The sequence below is a fragment of the Bradyrhizobium sp. CCBAU 11361 genome (genome assembly GCF_028128935.1).
Lineage (GTDB): Bacteria > Pseudomonadota > Alphaproteobacteria > Rhizobiales > Xanthobacteraceae > Bradyrhizobium > Bradyrhizobium niftali.
The window spans coordinates 377,183-399,584 of sequence record NZ_LBJZ01000200.1; the positions used below are offsets into that span (position 1 = coordinate 377,183).

Here is a 22,402-nt window from a genome sequence, read left to right on the forward strand (position 1 = left end):
CGGGCTCGCTTCGCGCCCCCGGGACGACAGTGGAATTCGTAGCTGCGGCGTGAATGAGTTGAGGCGCCGCATGCCCAACAGACGGTGTCGTCCCGGCGAAGGCCGGGACCCATAATCACAGGGAGAGATTTGGCGAAGATTGGTCGTGCGGGATTAGCACCATCCGCAATCGATAGACCTCGCGGTATGGGTCCCGGCCTTCGCCGGGACGACAGCGGAATATTGGGCGATCGCTAGCCGCCCCTTGCACGGACGCCCCACCTCACCCGTAAACGAACGCTTTGTCGTCCAGATCCGTCTTCGGGATCTCGTCCTTCTCGGTCCAGTAATCCTGGCTGTGCTGCCATTCCGGCTTGTCGCCGCGCTTGGGCAACAGATTCATGTTGCGCATCATGTAGCCGGGATTGAAGTTTTCCGGATCGATCCAGGGCAGGATCGGCATGTTGTGGTCTTCGGGACGCAAGCTCACCTCGACCTTCTTTTTGCCCTTCGCCTTCATGTGTCCGAGCAGGCGGCAGACGAAATCGGCGACGAGGTCGACGCGCAACGTCCAGCTGGCGCGGAAATAGCCGAACACCCAGACCATGTTCGGCACACCCGTGAACATCATACCGCGATAGGTGACGGTGTCGCCGAAGGCGAGCGGCTTGCCGTCGATCTCGAAGGCAATGTCGCCCAGCGCCGCAAGGTTGAAGCCGGTCGCGGTCACGATGACATCGGCTTCGAGCAGCTTGCCCGATTTGAGCTGGATGCCGTTCTCGACGAAGCATTCGATCTCGTCGGTGACGACGGAGGCCTTGCCGCTGGCGATGCCCTTGAACAGGTCGGCATCCGGCACGAAGGCGATGCGCTGCCGCCACGGCCGGTAGCTCGGCGTGAAGTGCGTCTCGACGTCGTAATCCGGACCAAGAACCGCGCTGATCTGGCCGATCAGTTCCTTCTTCACCTGCTCGGGCTTCGACACGCAGAGCTTTGTGAACGCATCCTGCTCGAACAGGATCTTGCGGCGGACGATCTCGTGGATCCATTCCTCGTCGACCTGGAGCCGGCGCAACTCCTCCGCGATCTCGATGGCGTTGCGGCCGAGCCTGAAATAGGTCGGCGAACGCTGGAGCATGGTGACATGCGCGCATGTGTCGGCGATGTTCGGCACCAGCGTCGCCGCCGTCGCGCCCGAGCCGATCACGACGACCTTCTTGTTCGTGAGGTCGATGTCATCAGGCCAGGTCTGCGGGTGGACGATGCGGCCCTTGAAGCGGTCCATGCCCTTCCACTCGGGCGTGTAACCCTCGGAATGGCGATAATAGCCCTGGCACATCCAGAGGAAGTTTGCGGTGAAGGTCTTGGGCTCGCCGGTGTCGGTCGTCACCGCCTCGATGGTCCAGAGATTCTGCTCGCTCGACCAGCTCGCCGAATTGATCTTGTGCTTGTAGCGGATATGCCGCGCGATGTCGTTGTCCTCGATCACCTCGTTCATGTAAGCGAGGATCTCTTCGGCGGTCGCGATCGGCGGCCCGACCCACGGCTTGAAGCTGTAGCCGAAAGTGTGGAGGTCGCTGTCCGAGCGAATTCCGGGATAGCGATGCGTGGTCCAGGTGCCGCCGAACGTCTCCTGCGTCTCCAGGATCACGTAGCTTGTGCCCGGAAGCTGCTTGGTGACGTGATAGGCGCTGCCGATGCCGGAGATGCCGGCACCGACGATCAGCACGTCGAAATGCTCTGAAACCTGTTTGGCCGTGGCGTGACTGCGAACAGCGACATTCATTGTTGCTTCTATGCCTTGCTTGTCTTTTTGGCCGCCCTTGATGAGCGACGCGTTTCCTCCGCGACAGGCATGATCACCCGCCGCGCTTCCGCTTCAACATGGCACAGATCAAGTTGCGGTCAAATCACAGCGCCGCACCCCAGCTCCGCGCGGTCTGCAAGATCCAGTCGCGGTATAGCGTGAGCGGCGTGACGCCGGTCAGCCCGCCGCAACCGGCGGCGCCGTTCGGCCCCGTGGACCAGCTGATGAGGCCGACGAGCACGGCGCCGTTCGGCTTGTCCTCGAACACGGGACCGCCGGAATCACCGGTGCAGGCGCCAATTCCGTCGCGAACACCGTTGGTTACGGGATCGACCAGCCGGATCTGAAGGGTGCCGGGCTGGCCGGTGACGACGAGGCCCGCGACGCGCGTCGCGCCGCCGCTCTTGCCGTCACCGCGCACGGTGACGCCAATGCCGGCGATGACGAAGCGGTTGCCGACCTGGATTGGAATATTCGGCATGCCGACCGGCACCGTCGATTTTCCCTTGAGTGGAATTTCCAGTTGCAGCAGCGCCACGTCGGCGGTGGCGCGATGTGCCTGCATCGCCTGCATGTTGAAGCTTGGATGGATCGCGACGGTGCGGACATTCAGCAATTGCGGCTGGCCGTCGGCGCCGCGATCGACGATCTTGTAGTCCGCGCCGGGCTGCACGCAGTGGGCGACGGTGAGCACGAGTCTTGGCGCGATCAGGCTGCCGGTGCAGAAATTGCCGCGTGAGCCGACGATGGTGACGACGGCACGCGCAACGCCATCGGTCTGCGGCGTGCCGCCACCGACGATAGCATCGGCGGGCGTGGCGAGCAGCAGCGCAGCGACGATGAGAATTGCAAGCTTCTTCATGGGAACACGCCTTGGCCGCGGCCTTGGGTGGGGTTGCTTCGGACTGGCCCTTGCCGATAGCGCATGCTAGCCGTCTTGGAAAGGAATTGACGAGGGCAGGACATTGGCGATCGAGGCTGTGATCTTTGATTTTGGCGGCGTGCTGACGAGCTCGCCGTTCGAGGCGTTCGCGCGGTTCGAGACCGAGCGTGGACTGCCGATCGACATCATCCGGCGCACCAACGCCGCCAATCATCTGGAGAACGCCTGGGCCAGGTTCGAGCGCGCCGAGGTCGACATCGACATCTTCGACACGCTGTTCGCGGAGGAGTCGCGCGCGCTCGGCGCGGAGGTGCGCGGCCGCGACGTGCTGCCGCTGCTCCAGGGCGATCTGCGTCCCGAGATGGTCGAAGCTTTGAAGCGCATCAAGGCCGGGCTCAAGACCGGCTGCATCACCAACAATCTGCCCGCCAACGCCATCGGCAGCATGACCGGGCGCTCGCTCTACATCGCCGAGGTGATGGTGCTCTTCGACCACGTCATCGAGTCCGCCAAGATCGGCCTGCGCAAACCCGACCCACGCATTTACAAAATGATGGTCGAAACACTGAAGGTCGATCCAAGGAATTGCGTCTATCTCGACGATCTCGGCGTCAATCTGAAACCCGCGCGTGAGATGGGCATGACCACCATCAAGGTCACCAGCGGCGCCCAGGCGATCGCCGAGCTCGAGAAGGCGACAGGGCTCAAACTCCGCTAGAGCGCCATTCTCCGTCATTGCGAGCCCAGCGAAGCAATCCAGAATCCCACCACAGTCTGGATTGCCTCGCTGCGCTCGCAATGACGAGATCGGGGCGACTGTCTCGTGAAACGCCCTACTCCGCCGCGGCGGCGATCCGCTCGGGAAACGCGGCTGCGAGCGAGGCGCGGTCGGGCTTCAGCACACCTCGTTCGGTGATGAGGCCGGTGACGAGACGCGCCGGCGTCACGTCAAACGCGTAATTCGCGACCGGCGAGCCCTCCGGCACGATGCGCACCGTCTCCAGCCTTCCGTCGGCGGTGCGGCCGGTCATGTCGGTGACCTCCACGCCGCTGCGCTGCTCGATCGGGATGTCGCGGATGCCGTCATGGACGGCGAAATCGATCGTCGGCGACGGCAGCGCGACGTAGAACGGCACGCCGTTGTCGTGCGCGGCGAGCGCCTTGAGATACGTGCCGATCTTGTTGCAGACGTCGCCATTGGCGGCGACGCGATCGGTGCCGACGATGGCGAGATCGACCATGCCGTGCTGCATCAGATGGCCGCCGGTGTTGTCGGGGATTACCGTGTGCGGCACGCCGTGATGGCCGAACTCCCAGGCCGTGAGCGAGGCCCCTTGGTTACGCGGCCGCGTCTCGTCGACCCAGACATGGATCTTGAAGCCGCGCTCATGCGCCAGATAGATCGGTGCCGTCGCCGTGCCCCAGTCGACGGTCGCAAGCCAGCCGGCGTTGCAATGGGTCAGCACGTTGACCGTCTCGCCCGGCTTCTTCGCCGCGATCGCCTCGATCAGCGTCAGGCCGTTGGCGGCGATGCCACGATTGATCTCGACGTCCTGCTCGACGATCTCATCGGCGCGGGCATAGGCCGCCTCCGCCCGTTCAACGGGATCGATCGGCGCGAGCGTCGCACGCATCTCGTCCAGGGCCCATTTCAGATTGATTGCGGTCGGGCGTGCCACGACGAGCGTCTCGTAGGCGCGCTTCAGGCCGGCATCGGAAGCGTCCTCGCGCATCGCGAGCGCCATGCCATAGGCCGCGGTGGCACCGATCAGCGGCGCGCCGCGCACCAGCATGTCGCGGATGGCCACTGCCGCGTCGTCACACGAGGTCAGGCGCGCGACAATGAACTCATGCGGCAGCCGGCGCTGGTCGATCGCGCCGACCGACCAGCCGTCGCGCTCGCGCCAGATGCTGCGGAAATGCTTGCCGTCGACCTTCATGGCGTTCTGCCTTTCGTATCACGCCCGCAGCACGCGCCCTGCCACCGCATCGAGCTTCTTCAGAAGCTCCGGGTCACGCGCCTCGGGCGCGGTGATCAGCGCGGTATCGAGCGCGCGATCCGAACCGATCGGGCACGGCTCATGCTCACGCGGAAAGTCTTGCGCCAGCCGCGCCACCAGCGCCTTTGCCTTGTCGGCATTCGAGGTCAGCACGCGAATGATGTCCTGCACGGTGACGGCGTCATGGTGGGGATGCCAGCAGTCGAAATCCGTCACCATCGCCACCGTGGCGTAGCAGAGCTCTGCTTCGCGCGCGAGCTTCGCCTCGGGCATGTTGGTCATGCCGATCACGGAATAGCCAAGGGTCTTGTAGATCATGCTCTCCGCAAGGGTCGAGAACTGGGGCCCTTCCATGCAGACATAGGTGCCGCCGCGCGCGATTGCGATGCCCTCGGCCTCGGCAGCCGCGGCGAGGTGGATGCGCAGCCGCGGCGAGACCGGATGGGCCATCGACACATGCGCGACGCAGCCGCGGCCGAAGAACGAGCTCTCGCGCTTGTGGGTGCGATCGACGAATTGATCGACCAGCACGAAGGTGCCGGGCGGCATCTCTTCCTTGAACGAGCCGCAGGCCGACAGCGAGATCAGGTCGGTGACACCGGCCCGCTTCAGGACGTCGATATTGGCGCGATAGTTGATGTCGGAGGGCGACAGCCTGTGCCCCTTGTCGTGCCGCGGCAGGAACACGATCGGCAGGCCTGCAATGGTCCCGCGCCGCAGGGGCGCCGACGGCTCGCCCCACGGGCTCTTGATCACCTCTTCGCGCGCACCCTCGAGGCCCGGCAGGTCATAGATGCCGGAGCCGCCGATGATGCCCAATACCGCCTGCGTCATGCCTGTTCCACCCTGTCTGCTCCACGAGACATGGTTAAGCTATGCCAGTTTTGCGGCGGTTTTGGAACGGGGGTTGGGGGTGGGGGCGGTGCTATGAGGAGCGTGAGGCGCTCGCCGCACATTCAATGTCGTCCCGGCGAAGGCCGGGACCCATAGCCACAGGGAGTGGTTTGGCTAAAACTGGTCGTTCGGGACTACAACCATCCGCGATCGATGGATTCCGCGGTATGGGTCCCGGCCTTCGCCGGGACGACGCCGATAGATTTGACTAAGCCGCGGTCGCCGGCTGCAACTGGGTCATCACCATCCGCTCCAGCGTCTCGACGGACTGGAAATTCTCCGGCGTGATCTCCGACTGCGGAATGGTGAAGTCGAACTCGGCTTCGACGCCGAGCATCAGGTTGACCATGTCCATCGAGGTCAGGCCGACGTCGACGAGCTTTGCCGACGGCGTGACGTCCGCGGCGAGCGCGTTCTGTTCGAGGATGCCCTTCACCAGCTTGATGATGCGATTGCGCACGTCGGTATTGAAGGCCTGCATCGGCAAATTCCCGTTTGTCTAGTCGGACCGGACTGCCGCCTACGATGGGCAGGGACGGCCGATCTCGCAATGGCCGGCACCATTACTTCGCGTTTCTTAGTAAACGATGACTCAGATTGTCTGGAATCCTGGCTTCTTCCAGATCCCTAACGTGATCACGGAAATTCCGACCATGCCAACAACCGGCCCTTAACTGTTCGTTCGGAATTTGGCTTTGTTTACCCTGTATTTCATCGACGAATTTGAATTAAATCCCTAGCCTCGTCTCACAAGCAAAGATGGTCGGAGGATCGCTTACACGGCATCGCGAATGATGCCGGCGATCTCGAACGGCAAACCGGAGGCGGACGAGCATGAACGTGCGTGAAGCAGTCCTCACTGTCGACGAAACGCAGACGATCCTCCTCGAGCAGGGTCCCTCCCTGATCGAGCGCGCCACCCGAACCGCTGCAGCGGCAGCGGCCGACGCAGACGGGGTCGATCGCGACGCCCGCTTCCCGCACAAGGCTTTCGACATCGCGCGTGAGCAGAAATTGCTCGGCGTCATGATCCCGGTCGAGTTCGGGGGCTTCGGCGCCTCGATCTACGACGTCACCGACATCTGCTACACGCTCGGGCGGGCCTGTGCCTCGACCGCGATGATCTACGCAATGCACCAGACCAAGGTCGCCTGCGTCGTCAGGCACGGCCACGGCATTCCCTGGATGGAAACCATGATGCGCCGGGTCGCCCGCGACCAGTGGCTGCTCGCCTCCTCCACCACCGAAGGCCAGAACGGCGGCAACATCCGCGCCAGCGCGGCGGCCGTCGACGTCGCCGGCGACACCGTCTCGCTACTGCGCGACGCCACCGTGATCTCCTACGGCGCCGAGGCCGACGGCCTCGTCACCATCGCCCGCCGCGCCACCGACGCCGCCGCCTCCGACCAGGTGCTGCTGGCGCTCGCCAAGGACGATTACTCGCTGAAGCGGACGCTGGGCTGGGAAACGCTCGGCATGCGCGGCACCTGCTCCACCGGTTTCGAGCTGAGGGTCGACTGCCCGTCCGACCGTGTCTTCCCGGAAGCCTACGACAAGATCCATGCCCAGACGATGACGCCGTTCGCGCATCTGTGCTGGTCCTCCGCCTGGGCCGGCATTGCCGCTGCGGCCGTGACGCGCGCGCAGGCCTTCATCCGCAAGGCGGCCCGCAGCTCCGGCGGCCAGATGCCGCCGGCGGCTGCGCATTTCACGGCCGCGAAGATGTCGCTGGCAAAGCTGCGCGCGTTGATCGCTGCCAATATCGACGCCTTCGCCCGCGCCGAGCACGACGAGCGCGCACTCGGCTCGCTCGACTTCCAGTCGTCGATCACGCTTCTGAAGGTGCAGGCCTCCGAGCTCGCAGTCGAGACCGTGATGCATGCGATGCGCACCGCGGGTCTTTCCGGCTACCGCAACGACGGCGAATTCACCATGGGCCGTCACCTGCGCGACGTGCTGTCGTCGCCGATCATGATCAACAACGACCGTATTCTGGCCAACGCCGCGACCGCGACGCTGATGAGCGGCATTCCGGCGAGCCTTCGGGACTGACACTTTTCGAGACTGACGTGCCTTCGCCCAATAAGAACAATTTCAGATAGCAGGAAGTCGAATATGAACATTGCTGTTCTCCCCAACTCGCCTGACACCGCGCCGCAAATCTCAGATCCGCTCGATCATCTCGCCGACAAGCTGTTCCACAGCATGGGCTCGGACGGCGTCTATGCCCGCACCGCGCTCTACGAGGGCATCGTCGAGCGTCTCGCCGCGCTGATCACCAGCCATCGCGAAGCCGGCACCGAAGCGCTGCGCTTTCCACCGGTGATGAGCCGCGCACAGCTCGAGAAGTCCGGCTATCTCAAGAGCTTTCCGAACCTGCTCGGCTGCGTCTGCGGCCTGCACGGCACCGAGCGCGAGATCAACGCCGCGGTCAGCCGCTTCGACGCCGGAGGCGACTGGACCACGTCGCTCTCGCCGGCCGACCTCGTGCTGTCGCCGGCCGCCTGCTACCCCGTCTATCCGATCGCGGCCAGCCGCGGACCCTTGCCGAAGGGCGGCCTCCGCTTCGACGTCGCCGCGGACTGCTTCCGCCGCGAGCCGTCGAAACATCTCGACCGGCTGCAATCGTTCCGGATGCGCGAATATGTCTGCATCGGCACGCCCGATGACGTTTCCGATTTCCGCGAGCGCTGGATGGTGCGCGCGCAGGCGATCGCCCGCGATCTCGGCCTGACCTTCCGCGTCGACTATGCCAGCGATCCCTTCTTCGGCCGCGTCGGCCAGATGAAGGCGGTGAGCCAGAAGCAGCAGCAGCTCAAGTTCGAGCTCCTGATCCCGCTGCGCTCGGAAGAACAGCCGACCGCCTGCATGAGCTTCAACTATCACCGCGAGCATTTCGGCACGACCTGGGGCATCCAGGACGCCAATGGCGAGCCGGCCCACACCGGCTGCGTCGCCTTCGGCATGGACCGGCTCGCCGTCGCGATGTTCCACACGCACGGCACAGACCTTTCGGCCTGGCCCGCCAAGGTGCGGGACATCCTCGGCCTGCAGCCGCATCTCGCGGCCGATGCCCATGGCGAGGGCTGGCGCTAGCATGATCCGGAAAAGTGCGAAGCGGTTTTCCGAAAAGATCATGCTGAAACGATAGACCGAACGAGGCCTGCCATTTCCACGGGTAAGACGAGCGTGATCCACACCAAGGTCAGATGCCGCGAGATCACCGAGGCCGACGTCGATGCGGTCGCGGACCTGCTGACGCGCGGCTTCGTCGGCCGCTCGCGCAATTACTGGATGCAGGGCCTGCGCCGGCAGGCCTTCCGGCCCGTGCCGGAGGGCTATCCGCGCTTCGGCTACATGCTCGACAATGACGGCACGCCGGTCGGCGTGCTGCTGCTGATCTACACGGCACGGAAGGACTGCGAAGAGACCGCGATCCAGTGCAATTTGTCGAGCTGGTATGTCGATCCGGCCTATCGCAACTACGCCCCGCTGCTGACCAAGATCGCGCAGCGGCACAAGGACGTGACCTATCTCAACATCAGCCCGGCGCCTTGGACCTGGCCGATCATCGAGACGCAGGGTTTTCGCGCCTATTGCCGCGGCATATTCTTTTCGGTGCCTGCACTGGCGCGGCCCCCGCGCTGGAGCAAGATCGAAGTCGTCTCGCAGCACGCCAAGACGATCGAGGGACTTTCCGAGGCCGAGACCGAACTGCTGACGCGGCATGCGCGCTACAATTGCCTCAGCCTCGTCTGCCGCACGCCGCAGGGAACCTTCCCCTTCATCCTGCAACCGGTGCGCATCCGCCGCGGCTTCATCGCGCCGCCCGCGATGAAGCTGATCTACTGCCGCAGCGCCGCCGAGTACGCCGCCTGCGCAGGCCGCATCGGCCGGCTGCTGCTGCGGCTCGGCAAGATCGCGGTGGCTCTCGATGCCAACGGCCCGGTTCCCGGCCTCGTCGGTATTTATACTGAGCGGCGTGGCCGCAAATATTACAAGGGCCCGCACCAGCCGCAGCTCGCCGATCTCACCGACACGGAACTCGTGCTCTACGGGCCGTAGGAGATCGATCCGTCCCTGTAGCCCGCATGAGCGTAGCGACATGCGGGAACGACTGCCCCGGATATCGCTGCGCTCATCCGGGCTACGGGACTGAGATTTGTCGCGCGCTCCCGGCCAACTCTGGCTTGCAGCTACCTTCGCACTCGCGCGCTCGTGTCGCGCACTCTCCGCATTGCCAGTCACCCTCCGTAAACTACTGCGCTTAAGGGAATTTTCCGGGGTCTTCGTTACCCTCGGTGCTCGAATTACGCTGCGTTAAGTCGATTGCCCGCCGAGATCACGCCGACCCCATGACGTCGACCTGCGATAACGAGCTTGGTGCACGCCGCGAGCAGGGCCCGGAGGCCCTGGTCGCGCTGAGCCAGCTTGCGCTCGACCACATGGAGCAGGGCGTCTGCGTCTACGATGCCGACAACAGGATCGTGCTGGTCAACCAGCGTTACCTCAGCCTGTTCGGCATGTCGGCCGATGTCGTGCGGGTGGGCACGAGCTATCGCGAGGTGCTCGCGCACAGCGCGACGCGTGGGAATTTTCCGGAAAGCGAGCTCGACACGCTGTATTCGACGCGGATCGCGCAAATCGCAGGCGGCAAGCCGTTCCGTACCGAGCAACGGCTGTCGACCGGCCTCGTCATGGCACTCGAGCTGAAGCCGCTTCCCGGCGGCGGCTGGATGACGATCTGCGACGACGTCAGCCGCCTCTCCCGGCTCGAGGCGGAATTGCGCGTGCAGACCGAACGCAGCCAGCATGCGCTCGCCAACATGTCCCACGGCCTCATCATGTACGGCGCCGACAGCCGCCTCGTCGTCTGCAACGAACGCTTCCTGAACCTCTACAACCTCGACCCCGAAATCGTGAAGCCGGGCGTCACGCACAGCGCGGCCATCGAACACTGGCTCTCGCGCGGCAATACGCCGGGCATGTCGGCCGACGAATTCCGCGACACCAGGCTCGAGGACGTGCGCGGCCAGAAGGCGAAGACGCTGCTGGTGATGCGCTACGACGGGCGGATGGTGCAGGCGGTCTCCCGCTTCCTGCCCGACGGCGGCTGGGTGACGGTGCACGAAGACGTCACCGAACGGCTGCGATACGAGGAGACGCTGAGGCAGCAGAACTTCATCCTCGACGCGGCGATGGAGAACATGGCGCACGGGCTCGCCTTCTACGACAGCGACATGCGCCTGCGCGTCTGCAACACCACCTACCGCAAGATCTACTGGCTGTCGCCGGAGGAAACCAGGCCCGGCACGCATCTCGGCGAGTTGATCGAACGGTCGATGGCGAACGGCGCGTTCGCTTCGGAATACAGCCCCCAACAGCTCCTGGAAGCCGCCAGCGCGCGGATCGCGAACCGCGATTCCTCGCCGATGCGCCGGCGCATGACGAACGACACCGTGATCTCGGTGCGCTACTGCGCCCTGGCCGAGGGCGGCTTCGTCGCCACCTATGAGGACATCACCGAGCGCGAGCGCGCGATCGAGGAGCTGAGCGAGCAGTATCGCCGCTTCGACGCGGCGCTGAACAACATGAGCCAGGGCCTGTGCATGCTCGATTCGAGCCTGCGCGTGATCGTCTGCAATCGCCGCTATATCGAGATGTACGGGCTATCGCCCGACGTTGTGAAGCCGGGCATTTCGATGCGCGAGATCATGGATCACAGCTGCGAGCTCGGCATCCATCCGAACACGACCAGCGCCAGGCTCTACGCCGACTATGTCGAAAGGCTGCGCGAGGGCGAGCACACGCTGCACCGCCATTTGAGCGACGGCCGTATCATCAAGCTCAATCACAAGCGGATGGAGCTTGGTGGCTGGGTCGTCACCTATGAGGACGTCACCGAGCGCCACAAGGCCCAGGCCCGCGTCGCGCACATGGCTCGGCACGATTCACTCACCGACCTGCCCAACCGCACGCTGTTCCGCGAGAAGATGGGCGAGGGACTGAACCAGGTCGCGATCGCCGGCGGCGCCATGGCGGTGCTGTGCTTCGACCTCGACAATTTCAAGACCGTCAACGACAGGCTCGGCCATGCCGCCGGCGATCGCCTGCTGCGCTGGGTCGCCGCGCGCCTGAAGGAGAATGTCGGCGAGCACGACACCGTCGCGCGCCTCGGCGGCGACGAGTTCGCCGTTCTCCAGCGCGGCCCGCAGCCACAGTCGGCCGAAAAGCTCGCACGCCGCCTGGTCGAGATCATCGGCCACCCGCCACCGCTGGAAAGCCAGTCGATCCATGTCGGCGCCTCCGTCGGTATCGCGATCGCGCCCGATCACGGGCTCGATGCCGACGAGCTGATGAAATGCGCCGACCTCGCGCTGTACCAGGCCAAGGCCAGGGGGCGCGGCGCCTATCAGCTGTTCGAACCCGAGATGGAGGAAGAAGCCCGCAGCCGGCACGCGCTGGAGCACGATCTGCGCGGCGCACTGGAGGCGCGTGAATTCCACCTGGTGTTCCAGCCGCAGGTGCGGCTCGACTCCTCCGAGCTCACCGGCTTCGAGGCGCTGCTGCGCTGGAAGCATCCCTCGCGCGGCTTCGTCTCGCCGGCCGAGTTCATTCCGATCGCCGAAGAGAACGGGCTGATCGTTCCGATCGGCGAATGGGTGCTGCGCACGGCCTGCGCGACCGCGGCGTCCTGGCCCGATGTCACGGTCGCGGTGAACCTGTCGCCGGTGCAGTTCCGCTCGCGCGGGCTGGCGGCGATGGTCACGAGCGCGCTCGCGGAGGCCGGCCTGCCGCCGCAGCGGCTCGAGCTCGAGGTCACCGAGACCGCACTGCTCGACGACAGCGAGGCGACGATCGAGATTTTGCACCAGCTTCGCGCACTCGGCGTGCGCGTCAGCCTCGATGATTTCGGCGTCGGCTATTCCTCGCTGAGCTATCTGCGCAAGTTTCCGTTCGACCGCATCAAGATCGACCGCTCCTTCGTCGGCACCCTCGGCGAAAGCCCGGAGAGCGTCGCTATCGTCCGCACCATCGCGAGCCTCGGCTCCGTGCTCGGCGTCGAGACCACGGCTGAGGGTGTGGAGACCGAGGAGCAGCTCGACTTCGTGCGCGAATGCGGCTGCACCGCGGTGCAGGGCTATTACTTCGGCAGACCGTGCCCGGCGACCGAGGTCGGGCGCACCATCGAGACGCTGAACGCGGTTCGCCGCGTGGCGTAAGGGCGCCGCCCACATCAAATTCCGTGTCTCGGCACGCCCCCAAACGGCCAATTGTCGCACATGCCGTTTCCGGCGGGATAGCCGCGTCGACCGCTGCGCACGGTCCGCGCAATGCGCTTTTCTTCTCTCGTGATTTCGGGGACAATCCCGTCATAACAAAGAGCGACGGCGGCCCGAACGAGGCCGCTGCGAGGGAGGTATCCGATGTCGCGGTTCGGGCTGAGGACGGCTGTATTTGCCGCCATACATGTTGCCGTGGGAGCGCTGCTCGCGACCGCGGCCGGCGCGCAGGACTATCCGAGCAAGCCGGTCACGCTGATCGTGCCATGGCCGGCCGGCGGCTCGACCGACATCTCGATGCGCGCGATCGCCGACAGCGCCTCGAAAGTGCTGGGGCAGCCGATCGTGATCGACAACAAGGCCGGCGGCGGCGGCACGGTGGGCCCTGCGACCATGGCGGCGGCCGCGAAGCCGGACGGCTACACCATCTCGCAGATCCCGATCACCGTCTTCCGCCTGCCCTTGATGCAGGAGGTGTCGTGGGATCCGGCAAAGGACTTCACCTATATCATTCACCTCACCGGCTACACCTTCGGCGTCACCACCAACGCGGAGTCGCAGTTCAAGAGTTGGAAGGACGTGGTCGAGTTCGCGAAGGCGAATCCGGGCAAGGTGACCTATGCGACACCGGGCACAGGAACCTCGCTCCATATCGGCATGGAGCAGATCGCGGCGATGTCCGGCATCAAGCTCACGCAGGTGCCGTTCAAGGGCGGCGCCGAGACCAACGCCGCGGTGCTGGGGCAACACACCATGCTTCAGGCCGATTCCACCGGATGGCGGCCGTTGGTGGACGCCGGCAAGCTGAAGCTTCTGATGGTGTGGACCGGCGCGCGATCGCCGAACTATCCCGACGTGCCGACGCTGAAGGAGCTCGGCTATCCCATGGTCTACGATTCGCCGTTCGGCATCGCCGGCCCGAAGGGCATGGACCCCAAGATCGTCGCCAAGCTGCACGACGCCTTCAAGAAAGCGGTCGAAGATCCCGCCGTGATCGCCACGCTCGCCAAATACGACATGGTGCCGAACTACAAGAACACCGAGGACTACAGGAAGTTCGTCGTCGAGGTCACGGAGTCCGAACGTAAGGTCATCGACACGCTCGGGCTTGCGAAGAAGTAGAATAGCGAAGAACAATTTGGGTTACTGCAAATTCTGACGTCATCCTGAGGTGCGAGCCACCCTTGCGGCTCGCCTCGAAGGATGGACACGGGCACCGTCGCCCTTCGAGGGCCGCTGAAGAAGCGGCCACCTCAGGGTGACGGTGATCTAAAAGGCGCTTCAGATGGACAATGACAGCAACGTCAAACTCCGCCTCTCCAACTCCGAACTCTGGGGCGGGCTGATCGGGCTCGGGCTCGGCGGCTTCGTGATCTGGCAGGGCCTGAGGCTCAAGCTCGGCACCATCAACGATCCCGGCTCCGGCTACGTGCTGTTCTACACCGGCATCCTGATGTGCGTGTTCGCGACCTTCATCATCGTCTCGGCCGTCACCGAGGGCGGGCCGACGCTGGCCTCGCGCTGGGAAAATGTGCGCTGGAGCAAGCCGCTTCTCGTCATCGCCTGCCTCGCCGCGTTCTCCTTCGCGCTGGAGCCGCTGGGATTTCTGCTGTCGTCGGCCCCCTTGATGCTGCTGATGTTGCGGCTGATCGACCCCGTGCGCTGGACGCTCGCGATCCCGATCGCCGTGCTGGTGCCATCAGGCATGTGGTGGGTGCTCAATCGCCTGCTCTTGATCCAGCTGCCCTCCGGCCTGTTCGGGATCGGCTGATCGCATGGATACGCTCGTCAACGTCGCGCATGGGTTCGGCGTCGCACTGCTGCCGATCAACCTGCTCTATTGCTTCATCGGCGTCTTCATCGGCACGCTGGTCGGCGTCCTGCCGGGCATCGGGCCGATCTCGGCGATGTCGCTGCTGCTGCCCGTGACGCTGTCGGGCACGCCGGAATCCGGCATCATCATGATGGCCGGCATCTATTACGGCTCGATGTATGGCGGCTCGACCACCTCGATCCTGGTCAACATCCCCGGCGAGGCGGCCTCCGTCGTCACCTGCATCGACGGCCACCAGATGGCCAAGCAGGGCCGCGCCGGCCCCGCGCTCGGCATCTCCGCTTTCGGCTCCTTCATTGCCGGCACGTTTGCGCTGGTGGCGCTGATGCTGGTGGCGCCGAGGCTTGCCAGCATCGCGATCGCGTTCGGCCCGGCCGAATATTTCAGCCTGATGGTGCTCGGCCTCGTGGTGCTCACCTTCCTCACCCAGGGCTCGATGCCGAAGGCGCTGCTGATGGCCTGCATCGGCGTCGTGCTCGGGCTGATCGGGCTCGACAGCATCACGGCGCAGCCGCGACTGACCTTTGGCCGCATGGAGCTGATCGACGGCATCGGACTCGTGCCCGTGGTGATGGGCCTGTTCGGCGTCGCCGAGGTGCTGCTCAACACCGAGCAGGCGATCAAGCGCGACATCATCAACGCCAAAATCACGCAGCTGTTGCCTAACAAGGCCGATTGGCAGGCCAGCGCCGGCCCCGTCGCGCGCGGCACGCTGCTGGGCTTCCTGCTCGGCATCCTGCCGGGCGGCGGCGCGGTGGTGGCCTCGTTTGCGTCCTATGCGCTGGAGAAGCGGCTGTCGAAAACGCCGGAGCGGTTTGGCCATGGCGCGATCGAGGGTGTCGCGGGCCCGGAGTCCGCCAACAATGCGGCGGCCGGCGGCGCGTTCATCCCGTTGATGACGCTGGGCATCCCGCCGAACGTGGTGATGGCGCTGCTGTTAGGGGCCTTCGTCATTCACGGCCTGCAGCCGGGGCCGCTGCTGATCACGCAAAACCCCGGCCTGTTCTGGGGCATCGTCGCCAGCATGTATATCGGCAACGTGATGCTGCTGATCCTCAATTTGCCGATGATCGGCATGTGGGTGCAGCTCCTGAAGCTGCCCTACAACATCCTCTTCCCCCTCATCATCCTGTTCACGATCCTGGGCGTGTACTGCTCCAGCAACAACGTGTTCGACGTCTATGTGATGATCGCGTTCGGGATCATCGGCTATTTCATGCGCAAGCTCGGCTACGAGCCGGCGCCGCTGGTGCTCGCCTTCGTGCTCGGACCGATGCTGGAGAACAATCTGCGCAAGTCGCTGATCCTGTCGCAGGGCGATCTCTGGACCTTCGTGCAGCGGCCGATCTCGGCGGCGTGTCTTGCGCTGGCACTGGCGCTGCTGGTCGCGCCGCTGCTGCCCGCGCTCCGCAAGAAGCGCGAGCTGGTGGCGCTGGATGAGGGGGCGTGATCAATCCTCGCCGGTTCCTTCGAGTCGATCACGCAGAGCGTTGAGCACGCGATGGGCCGTCTCGACCTCCTTCACTGACAGCCCATCCGACAGGCCGTTGACCCACGGGACCTGCAGGCGGCCGGCCGCATCGTAGACCTGCCTGCCCTTTTCAGTGAGCACCACAAGCTGCGCCCGGCGATGATGCGGGTTGACCTCGAACACAACGAGACCATCGCGCTCGAGGTCGTTGACGATGCGCTGCACGTTCTGGCGATTGGCGCCGAGATTGCGGGCGAGCCAGGCGACCGGCTCCGGGCGCTCGGCGTCGGCGATCGCCCCCAGGATCTGCCAGCGCGCACTGGTGAGGCCAAGCGACGTCACCAGCCGATCGCCGGCGGTCAGAAGCAGGCTGTTGGCACGGAACAGGTCGAGGATGAGGCCGGTCAGGGCTTCGCCCGCCGGGGTCCGCTTGGTCTTGTTCATTTGGCACTACTATTCCGTATTGACATCATCATGTCAATTAGCTATGTCCCAGACTGTCGAATTGACATGATGATACCAAATTGACCGGAGCAATGTTATGCCTCAAATGCGCCCCCTCGACCCTGCCTTCCCGATCGACCGTCAAATCGCGCTCGAAACCGGTCCCGTGGTGCTCGTGAACGTGTTCACGCTCGACGCCCAGGATGAGCAGAGCTTCCTCAAGACGTGGCAGGACGACGCCGCCTTCATGAAGCGCCAGCCCGGTTTCATCTCCACCCAGCTTCACCGCGCAATCGGCGACAGCCCGACCTATCTGAATTACGCAATTTGGGAATCCAACGCACATTTCCGCGCTGCGTTCACGCACCCGGAATTCCGCACCAAGATTGCGGTCTACCCCGCATCCGCCGTCGCGAGCCCGCATCTGTTTCAGAAGGTCGCGGTGCCGGGTATCTGCGTGGCGTAGCTGCCACATTGTCATTGCGAGTGCAGCGAAGCAATCCAGACTGCCGCCGCGGAAAGTTTCTGGATTGCTTCGCTGCGCTCGCAATGACGGAGGGGAGAGTCGAGACCACGAGAACAATCGTGGGCAAAGGCGCATTGCGCCGTGCCCACCATCGCGCCCCGAATGCAAGGGAAAAGGTGGGCGCGCCTCCGCCTTCGCTCTTCGAGCTACGGCGGACAAGCCGCTTCGCCCACCCTACGATACCTACGATGTCTCAGCCCGCCGCAGGCAGCACGCTGGGCGCGCCCCACGGGCGCTCGGCTGACGCCAGCCCGATGAGACGGCCCTGGATGTAGTCGCAGCCCCAGTCGCGCAGCATGTTTGCGGCCTCGTCGTCCTGCACCCATTCGGCGACCGTCTTGATGTCGAGGCGGCGGGCGAGGTCGATCAGGGTCTGCACGAAGGCGCGATCGTCGGCGGAACGGGTGATGTTCTGCACGAAGGCGCCATCGATCTTGACGATATCGACGCCGAGCTTGCGCAAATTGCGGAACGAGGTGTAGCCGGCGCCGAAATCGTCGATGGCGATGCGGCTGCCGAAATTCTTCAGCCGGGTGACGAAGCCGCGGACATCGTCGATGTCCTGGATCGCGACCGTCTCGGTGATCTCGACGATCAGCCGCTCGGCGACGCCGGGATGGGCCAGCATCAGCGACTCGATTCCCGCCCACCAGTCCGGATCCATGGTGGTGTCGGGCGAGATGTTGAGGCTGAGACTGACATCGGGCGCGGCCGCGAGCTCGGCGACCACGAGTTCGAGCACGCGGTGATCGACGAGGCGGATGAGGCCGAGCCGCTCGGCGACCGGCACGATGTCGGGCGCGAGTAGCACCTGGCCGTCGCCCTGGTCCATCCGCACCAGGCATTCGTGGAACGCGCGCTCGCGCGAGACGGCCGAGACCACCGGCTCATAGGCGAGCTTGATGCGGCGCTCGTTCAGTGCGGTGACGATCTCGTCGGTGACGCGGATGTTGACGCGGCGCTGCGCGTCGCGCGTGGCATCCGGACGCCACGCCGCGAACGAGCCGGAGCGCCGGCGCTTTGCCGCGTCCAGCGTCTCATGGGCACGGTTGACCGCCTCGTCCGTATTGCGGGCATAGCGCGGCACGCTGACCGCGCCGATCGAGGCGGTGACCGAGACCGGACCGGATTTCGTCGGCACCACCTCGTCGCGGATACCGGCGAGGAAACGCTCGGCTGCGACGTTCATGTCGTCGATGGTGCAGTTCTTCAGGATCAGGCCGAACTTGTTGCCGGAGAAGCGCCCGAGCACGTCGCCGCCGCGCAGCCGCGCGCGAATGCGTTTGCCGACGTCGAGGATCACGGCGTCCGCAACGTCGAAGCCGAAGGCGTCGTTGACGCGGGCGAGATGATCGATGCCGACCAGCATGAAGGCCGCGGTCGAGCGGAAGCGGGTCGTCTCCTCGATCGCCTCGGCCAGCGCCGCGATCAGGTGGGAGCGGTTGAGCTCGCCGGTCAGCGGATCGAGCCGGGCCAGCCTGGTCAATTCCTCGTCGCGGGCGTGGCGCTCATTGTTGATGCGGACGGAGCCGATCGCGCGGACCGGGCGGCCGTCGGGGCCGGCGAACCAGCGGCCGGTCTCCTCGACCCAGACCACGGGATCGGAGGCGCTCATGCGCACGCCGTATTCGAGCCGGTAGGGCGTGCCGTCGGCGCCGTGCACGGCGGATGTCTGCGCCAGCGCGGCGGTCCGCAGCGACGGCGCGGGCTCGATCAGCTTGGCGAATTCGGCGCCGGTCGCGAGCCGCTTGGCGGGGATGCCGGGGAAGACGGCACTGAGCTGCTCACCCCAGACGATGACGTCGCTGGCGATGTCCCAGGCGAACACGGCCTGGCCGAGCGCGGCCAGGATGTCGGAGGCTTGCGGCAATGCGGGGGTCAATATCGCCTCGTTTCGGGACAGCGGGGAGTCCTGTGCCGGCACAGGATAGAGCCAGATTCGCCCCCAACCCTAGGCAAAGTTGATAAACAATTTGGAAACCATGTTTCGGAGCGGTGCGGAACCAAACCGGCCCGGCCGGCATAGGCCTTGCGAGTACATCACTCGCACCGGCGCCCGCGTCCCGAAACGCGACAATCTTCGCCGGATCAACGGTGATTGCGATGTTGAGTACCGATCGATCGGACTTGGCGGACTACGGCACAGGCTCGGCCCTGGTGCCGCTGCTGCCGACGTTACAGTGGGTTAACAAGGCGCCGATGCCTCGCCCCGATCCGAGCTTCGTCACCCAGCTCATCGCCAATGCCGAGCATTTGCCCCAGGCCAGCCGGCTGCGCCGTGCCTCCTCCGAAGATGCGCGGATGGCCTATGGCAGCAAGCGCCCGCTCGGAAGCGTCAGCGCGCGCACGCGGCAGGTGGCTTGAGATCGATCAGCGCGGCGCTTCAGGCGAAGACGGCGTGCCGTTGCCGTTGCCCGGCTGCAAATGCGGCGAGGGGATTTCCGGCGAGGACGTGCCTTGCACCGGCTTCGGCGCCGGATGGTCCATCAGCACGGATTCGGCGACCGATTGCGCGGAGGGCGCGGGCGGCACCGGGGCTGCCTGCGGTACCGAGACCGGCTCGAACTTGGGCTCGGACGCAACGTCCTCCGGCGGCGCCTCGGCCTGGCGCTTGGCCTTGCGCGGCGCCGGCACCGTCGTCTCGGCGACATAGGTGACGCGGCGGCGCGTGCGCTGGGCGATGCCGCCGAGGAAATCGGCCATCGCTAGCAGCACCAGCAGGAAATAGGTGGAGTTGCCGAATTTGGGCCACATCACGAATTCGGCCGCGGCGGCGCCGAACAGGATCAGCGACAGCAAGTGATCCATCAGGAATTTCGCGCCGGGCCTCGCGCCCTTGACCACTTCGAGCAGCAGCAGCACCACGCCAAGCGCGAGCAGGAGATCGGAGAGCGTGACCGGCCAGGTCTCGCCCGTGATCATCGGCACCTTGAACAGCACGTCCGAGAAGGACACGCTGGGCATCAGGAAGGCGATAATGTTGTAGACCGCGAGCGGAATCAGAAGCAGCGGGAAACCGACCATCGGCAAAATGCCTTCTCGATCAAGATATCCGGACAGAACAACGCAGCGGCGAAGCATTCGCTCCGCCGCCGTCACCGTCATATCTCATGGGGTGGCCGAAATCAGGCAGGTCAAATCGTCCCGCCTGAAGAAAAAGTCCTGACCTCAGGACTCTTTCTTCTTCAGGACCTGCCGGCCCTTGTACATGCCGGTCTTGAGGTCGAGATGGTGCGGACGACGGAGCTCGCCGGTGTCCTTGTCTTCCACGTAGGTCGGCTTCTTGATGGCGTCTGCCGAGCGGCGCATGCCACGGCGCGACGGCGAGGTTTTTCTTCTCGGAACGGCCATTTCAATATCCTCTAGGGATTGGTGTTATCAGGGCATCGTCCGCGAGGGACGGCTCAGCACCCGCAATACGAGGCGAGCTGAATGCCGATCAAGGCCGCGCTTATAGAGGAAGGCTGGCCGCAAAGCTAGGCTCTTGGGCCGGAAAATGCGCCCGAAAAGGGCCCGAAATCAGCGATTTTCCCGCCAACAGGTCGCAAGCGTCGTTGCCTGCGCCCTTGCCACATAGGTCCCGGCCAGCCGCCGGACACCCGGCCCAGGGTTCCTGGCGCTGCGTTTGACCGGATTCGGCAGGATCGAGGCCAGAAGTGCCGCCTCCCGGGGGGAGAGGCTGGCGGCCGATTTGCCGAAGGCATAGGCGCTGGCCGTCTCCACCCCAAACTGACCCTGCGGACCGAGCTCGGCGATGTTGAGGTAAATTTCCAGGATCCGCGGCTTGGGCAGGACGAAATCGATCCACAACGCCAGCGGGAATTCCAGCGCCTTGCGGATGAAGTCCCGCCCCTGCCAGAGGAACAGGTTCTTCGCCACCTGCTGGGTGATGGTGGAGGCGCCCCGGAACGGCGTACCGTCCTCCTTCGCGTCGTCGATCGCTTCACGCAGCGCGCCCCAGTCGATGCCGTGATGCTTGCAGAAATGAGCGTCTTCGGCCGCCACCACCGAGCGCGGCAGGTAAGGCGACATCGCCGCGAGATCGATCCATTCCCGCTGCATCGGCGCGCCCCGCAAGCTTCGCCAGGCCATCAGCGTCGAAACGGGATGGCCGGCGCGGTAGAACGGCGCGATCACATAGGGCGCGAGAACTACGACCGCGAGCGCTAGCAGCAGGATTTTAACGATGCGCAAATCGACCTTTCCGGCGCAAAATGAAACGCGGCCACGGGCCCAGCCATTAAGTCTGTGATAATTCGGGTCTTTTCCAGCACTTTTTAGGCCTTCCAAACGATTGACTGAGGCGGGCTCATAAAGGATTGTCCCGCCGAATTTTAGTTCTGGAGCCCTTCTTGATGACCGGCACGTCCCCGTCCGATTTCGCCAAACGTCTGGACAAGACCGCTGATGACACCGAGGCCCTGCTCGGGCGCCTCCTGGCGGACGACATCCTGCCCGATGAAATCGCCCGTCCCAAGCGACTGATGGACGCAATGCGCTATTCGAGCCTGAACGGCGGCAAGCGCCTGCGGCCGTTCCTGGTGGTCGAAAGCGCGGCCGTGTTCGGCGTGCCGCGCGAGGCGGCGCTGCTCGCCGGTGCGGCGCTCGAATGCATCCACTGCTATTCGCTGATCCATGACGACCTGCCCGCGATGGACAATTCGGACCTGCGCCGGGGCCGTCCCACCCTGCACAAGAAGACCGACGACGCGACCGCGATCCTCGCCGGCGACGGCCTGCTCACGCTCGCTTTCGACATCATTACCCGCGACGAGATCCATCGTGACGCCAATGTGCGGCTGCTCTTGACGCGCGCGCTGGCGCGCTGCGCCGGCATCGGCGGCATGGTCGGCGGCCAGATCCTCGACCTCGCCGGCGAAGGCCGCTTTGGCGGCAACGAGCCGATCGATGTCGCGCGCATCCAGCAGATGAAGACCGGCGCGCTGCTGCGCTACGGCTGCATCGCCGGCGCGCTCCTCGGCCAGGCCACGCAAAAGGAATATCAGGCGCTCGACGACTACGGCCGCGCGCTCGGCGAGGCCTTCCAGATCGCCGACGATCTGCTCGACGTCGAAGGCGATGCGGCCGCGCTCGGCAAGCCCTCGGGCCAGGACGCAGCGATGGGCAAGACCACCTTCGTCACCCAGCTCGGCATCGAAGGCGCCAAGCAGCGCGTGCGCGACCTGCTCGCGCGGGCCGACAGCGCAGTCTCGATCTTCGGCGATCGCGCCGCCGTGCTGCAAGCCGCCGCGCGGTTTGTCGCCGAGCGCAAGAACTGACC

Annotated in this window: 21 protein-coding genes; 11 read left to right on the top strand and 10 right to left on the bottom strand. The window is 65.0% G+C overall.

From position 1 onward, the window contains the following. Nucleotides 1-262: 262 nt before the first annotated feature. Both XI08_RS45270 and XI08_RS45275 read right to left on the bottom strand, forming a co-directional pair. On the bottom strand, nt 263-1,765 hold the full coding sequence (locus tag XI08_RS45270; protein ID WP_271579400.1) for a flavin-containing monooxygenase: 1,503 nt from the start codon (nt 1,763-1,765) through the stop codon (nt 263-265). Nucleotides 1,766-1,889: 124 nt separating this feature from the next. Continuing rightward, nucleotides 1,890-2,648 (bottom strand): S1 family peptidase, encoded by a 759-nt coding sequence (locus tag XI08_RS45275; protein WP_271579401.1) that lies wholly within the window; start codon nt 2,646-2,648, stop codon nt 1,890-1,892. A 103-nt stretch (nt 2,649-2,751) separates the two neighbouring features. On the opposite strand from XI08_RS45275, the gene XI08_RS45280 reads away from it, so the two are divergent. Then, complete coding sequence (locus tag XI08_RS45280; RefSeq protein WP_271579402.1) at nt 2,752-3,387, top strand: HAD-IA family hydrolase; 636 nt, start codon at nt 2,752-2,754, stop codon at nt 3,385-3,387. Between the two features lie 115 nt (nt 3,388-3,502). Here XI08_RS45280 and mtnA read toward each other — a convergent pair whose 3' ends face one another. The 3 genes from mtnA to XI08_RS45295 form a co-directional block, all read right to left on the bottom strand. Beyond that, a complete protein-coding gene (gene mtnA, locus XI08_RS45285; RefSeq protein WP_271579403.1) occupies nt 3,503-4,609 on the bottom strand; it encodes an S-methyl-5-thioribose-1-phosphate isomerase in 1,107 nt (368 codons plus the stop codon). Between the two features lie 18 nt (nt 4,610-4,627). Beyond that, nucleotides 4,628-5,503 carry an S-methyl-5'-thioadenosine phosphorylase gene (locus XI08_RS45290; RefSeq protein ID WP_271579404.1) on the bottom strand — a complete coding sequence of 292 codons (876 nt, stop codon included), beginning with the start codon at nt 5,501-5,503 and terminating at the stop codon, nt 4,628-4,630. 268 nt (nt 5,504-5,771) lie between these two features. Further along, nucleotides 5,772-6,044: a phosphopantetheine-binding protein gene (locus XI08_RS45295; RefSeq protein WP_027542186.1), complete on the bottom strand. Its 273-nt coding sequence runs from the start codon at nt 6,042-6,044 to the stop codon at nt 5,772-5,774. Nucleotides 6,045-6,397: 353 nt separating this feature from the next. Between XI08_RS45295 and XI08_RS45300 the strand changes: the two genes are divergently transcribed. The 7 genes from XI08_RS45300 to XI08_RS45330 all read left to right on the top strand — a co-directional run bounded on the left by XI08_RS45300 (nt 6,398) and on the right by XI08_RS45330 (nt 16,130). Further along, the gene (locus XI08_RS45300; protein WP_271579405.1) at nt 6,398-7,615 is read left to right on the top strand and encodes an acyl-CoA dehydrogenase family protein; all 1,218 of its coding nucleotides are present in this window, start codon (nt 6,398-6,400) and stop codon (nt 7,613-7,615) included. Between the two features lie 63 nt (nt 7,616-7,678). Next, entirely contained in the window at nt 7,679-8,659 is a 981-nt protein-coding gene (locus tag XI08_RS45305) for an amino acid--[acyl-carrier-protein] ligase (protein WP_271579406.1), read from the top strand. Nucleotides 8,660-8,752: 93 nt separating this feature from the next. Then, nucleotides 8,753-9,628 carry an acyl-CoA acyltransferase gene (locus XI08_RS45310; protein ID WP_271579407.1) on the top strand — a complete coding sequence of 292 codons (876 nt, stop codon included), beginning with the start codon at nt 8,753-8,755 and terminating at the stop codon, nt 9,626-9,628. A 290-nt stretch (nt 9,629-9,918) separates the two neighbouring features. Continuing rightward, on the top strand, nt 9,919-12,786 hold the full coding sequence (locus tag XI08_RS45315) for a PAS-domain containing protein (RefSeq protein WP_271579408.1): 2,868 nt from the start codon (nt 9,919-9,921) through the stop codon (nt 12,784-12,786). A gap of 204 nt (nt 12,787-12,990) precedes the next feature. Continuing rightward, nucleotides 12,991-13,968 (top strand): tripartite tricarboxylate transporter substrate binding protein, encoded by a 978-nt coding sequence (locus tag XI08_RS45320; protein ID WP_271579409.1) that lies wholly within the window; start codon nt 12,991-12,993, stop codon nt 13,966-13,968. Between the two features lie 163 nt (nt 13,969-14,131). Further along, nucleotides 14,132-14,617 (top strand): tripartite tricarboxylate transporter TctB family protein, encoded by a 486-nt coding sequence (locus tag XI08_RS45325; RefSeq protein WP_271579410.1) that lies wholly within the window; start codon nt 14,132-14,134, stop codon nt 14,615-14,617. A 4-nt stretch (nt 14,618-14,621) separates the two neighbouring features. Further along, nucleotides 14,622-16,130: a tripartite tricarboxylate transporter permease gene (locus tag XI08_RS45330; RefSeq protein WP_271579411.1), complete on the top strand. Its 1,509-nt coding sequence runs from the start codon at nt 14,622-14,624 to the stop codon at nt 16,128-16,130. Here XI08_RS45330 and XI08_RS45335 read toward each other — a convergent pair whose 3' ends face one another. Next, on the bottom strand, nt 16,131-16,595 hold the full coding sequence (locus XI08_RS45335) for a MarR family winged helix-turn-helix transcriptional regulator (RefSeq protein ID WP_271579412.1): 465 nt from the start codon (nt 16,593-16,595) through the stop codon (nt 16,131-16,133). A gap of 97 nt (nt 16,596-16,692) precedes the next feature. On the opposite strand from XI08_RS45335, the gene XI08_RS45340 reads away from it, so the two are divergent. Beyond that, a complete protein-coding gene (locus XI08_RS45340) occupies nt 16,693-17,061 on the top strand; it encodes an antibiotic biosynthesis monooxygenase family protein (RefSeq protein ID WP_271579413.1) in 369 nt (122 codons plus the stop codon). Nucleotides 17,062-17,314: 253 nt separating this feature from the next. On the opposite strand, the gene XI08_RS45345 is transcribed toward XI08_RS45340, so the two are convergent. Further along, a complete protein-coding gene (locus XI08_RS45345) occupies nt 17,315-19,003 on the bottom strand; it encodes a bifunctional diguanylate cyclase/phosphodiesterase (protein WP_271579414.1) in 1,689 nt (562 codons plus the stop codon). Between the two features lie 221 nt (nt 19,004-19,224). Between XI08_RS45345 and XI08_RS45350 the strand changes: the two genes are divergently transcribed. After that, nucleotides 19,225-19,485 carry a hypothetical protein gene (locus tag XI08_RS45350; protein WP_027542178.1) on the top strand — a complete coding sequence of 87 codons (261 nt, stop codon included), beginning with the start codon at nt 19,225-19,227 and terminating at the stop codon, nt 19,483-19,485. Between the two features lie 6 nt (nt 19,486-19,491). Here XI08_RS45350 and XI08_RS45355 read toward each other — a convergent pair whose 3' ends face one another. The 3 genes from XI08_RS45355 to mtgA form a co-directional block, all read right to left on the bottom strand. Further along, nucleotides 19,492-20,145, bottom strand: coding sequence for a hypothetical protein (locus XI08_RS45355; protein ID WP_271579415.1), 654 nt, complete (start codon nt 20,143-20,145; stop codon nt 19,492-19,494). Between the two features lie 144 nt (nt 20,146-20,289). Continuing rightward, on the bottom strand, nt 20,290-20,472 hold the full coding sequence (rpmF, locus tag XI08_RS45360) for a 50S ribosomal protein L32 (protein ID WP_271579416.1): 183 nt from the start codon (nt 20,470-20,472) through the stop codon (nt 20,290-20,292). Nucleotides 20,473-20,640: 168 nt separating this feature from the next. After that, a complete protein-coding gene (gene mtgA, locus XI08_RS45365; protein WP_271579417.1) occupies nt 20,641-21,315 on the bottom strand; it encodes a monofunctional biosynthetic peptidoglycan transglycosylase in 675 nt (224 codons plus the stop codon). Nucleotides 21,316-21,476: 161 nt separating this feature from the next. Here mtgA and XI08_RS45370 point away from each other — a divergent pair, with 161 nt between their 5' ends. Then, nucleotides 21,477-22,400, top strand: a complete 924-nt coding sequence (locus tag XI08_RS45370; RefSeq protein ID WP_027542175.1) for a polyprenyl synthetase family protein — start codon at nt 21,477-21,479, stop codon at nt 22,398-22,400. Nucleotides 22,401-22,402 lie beyond the last annotated feature (2 nt).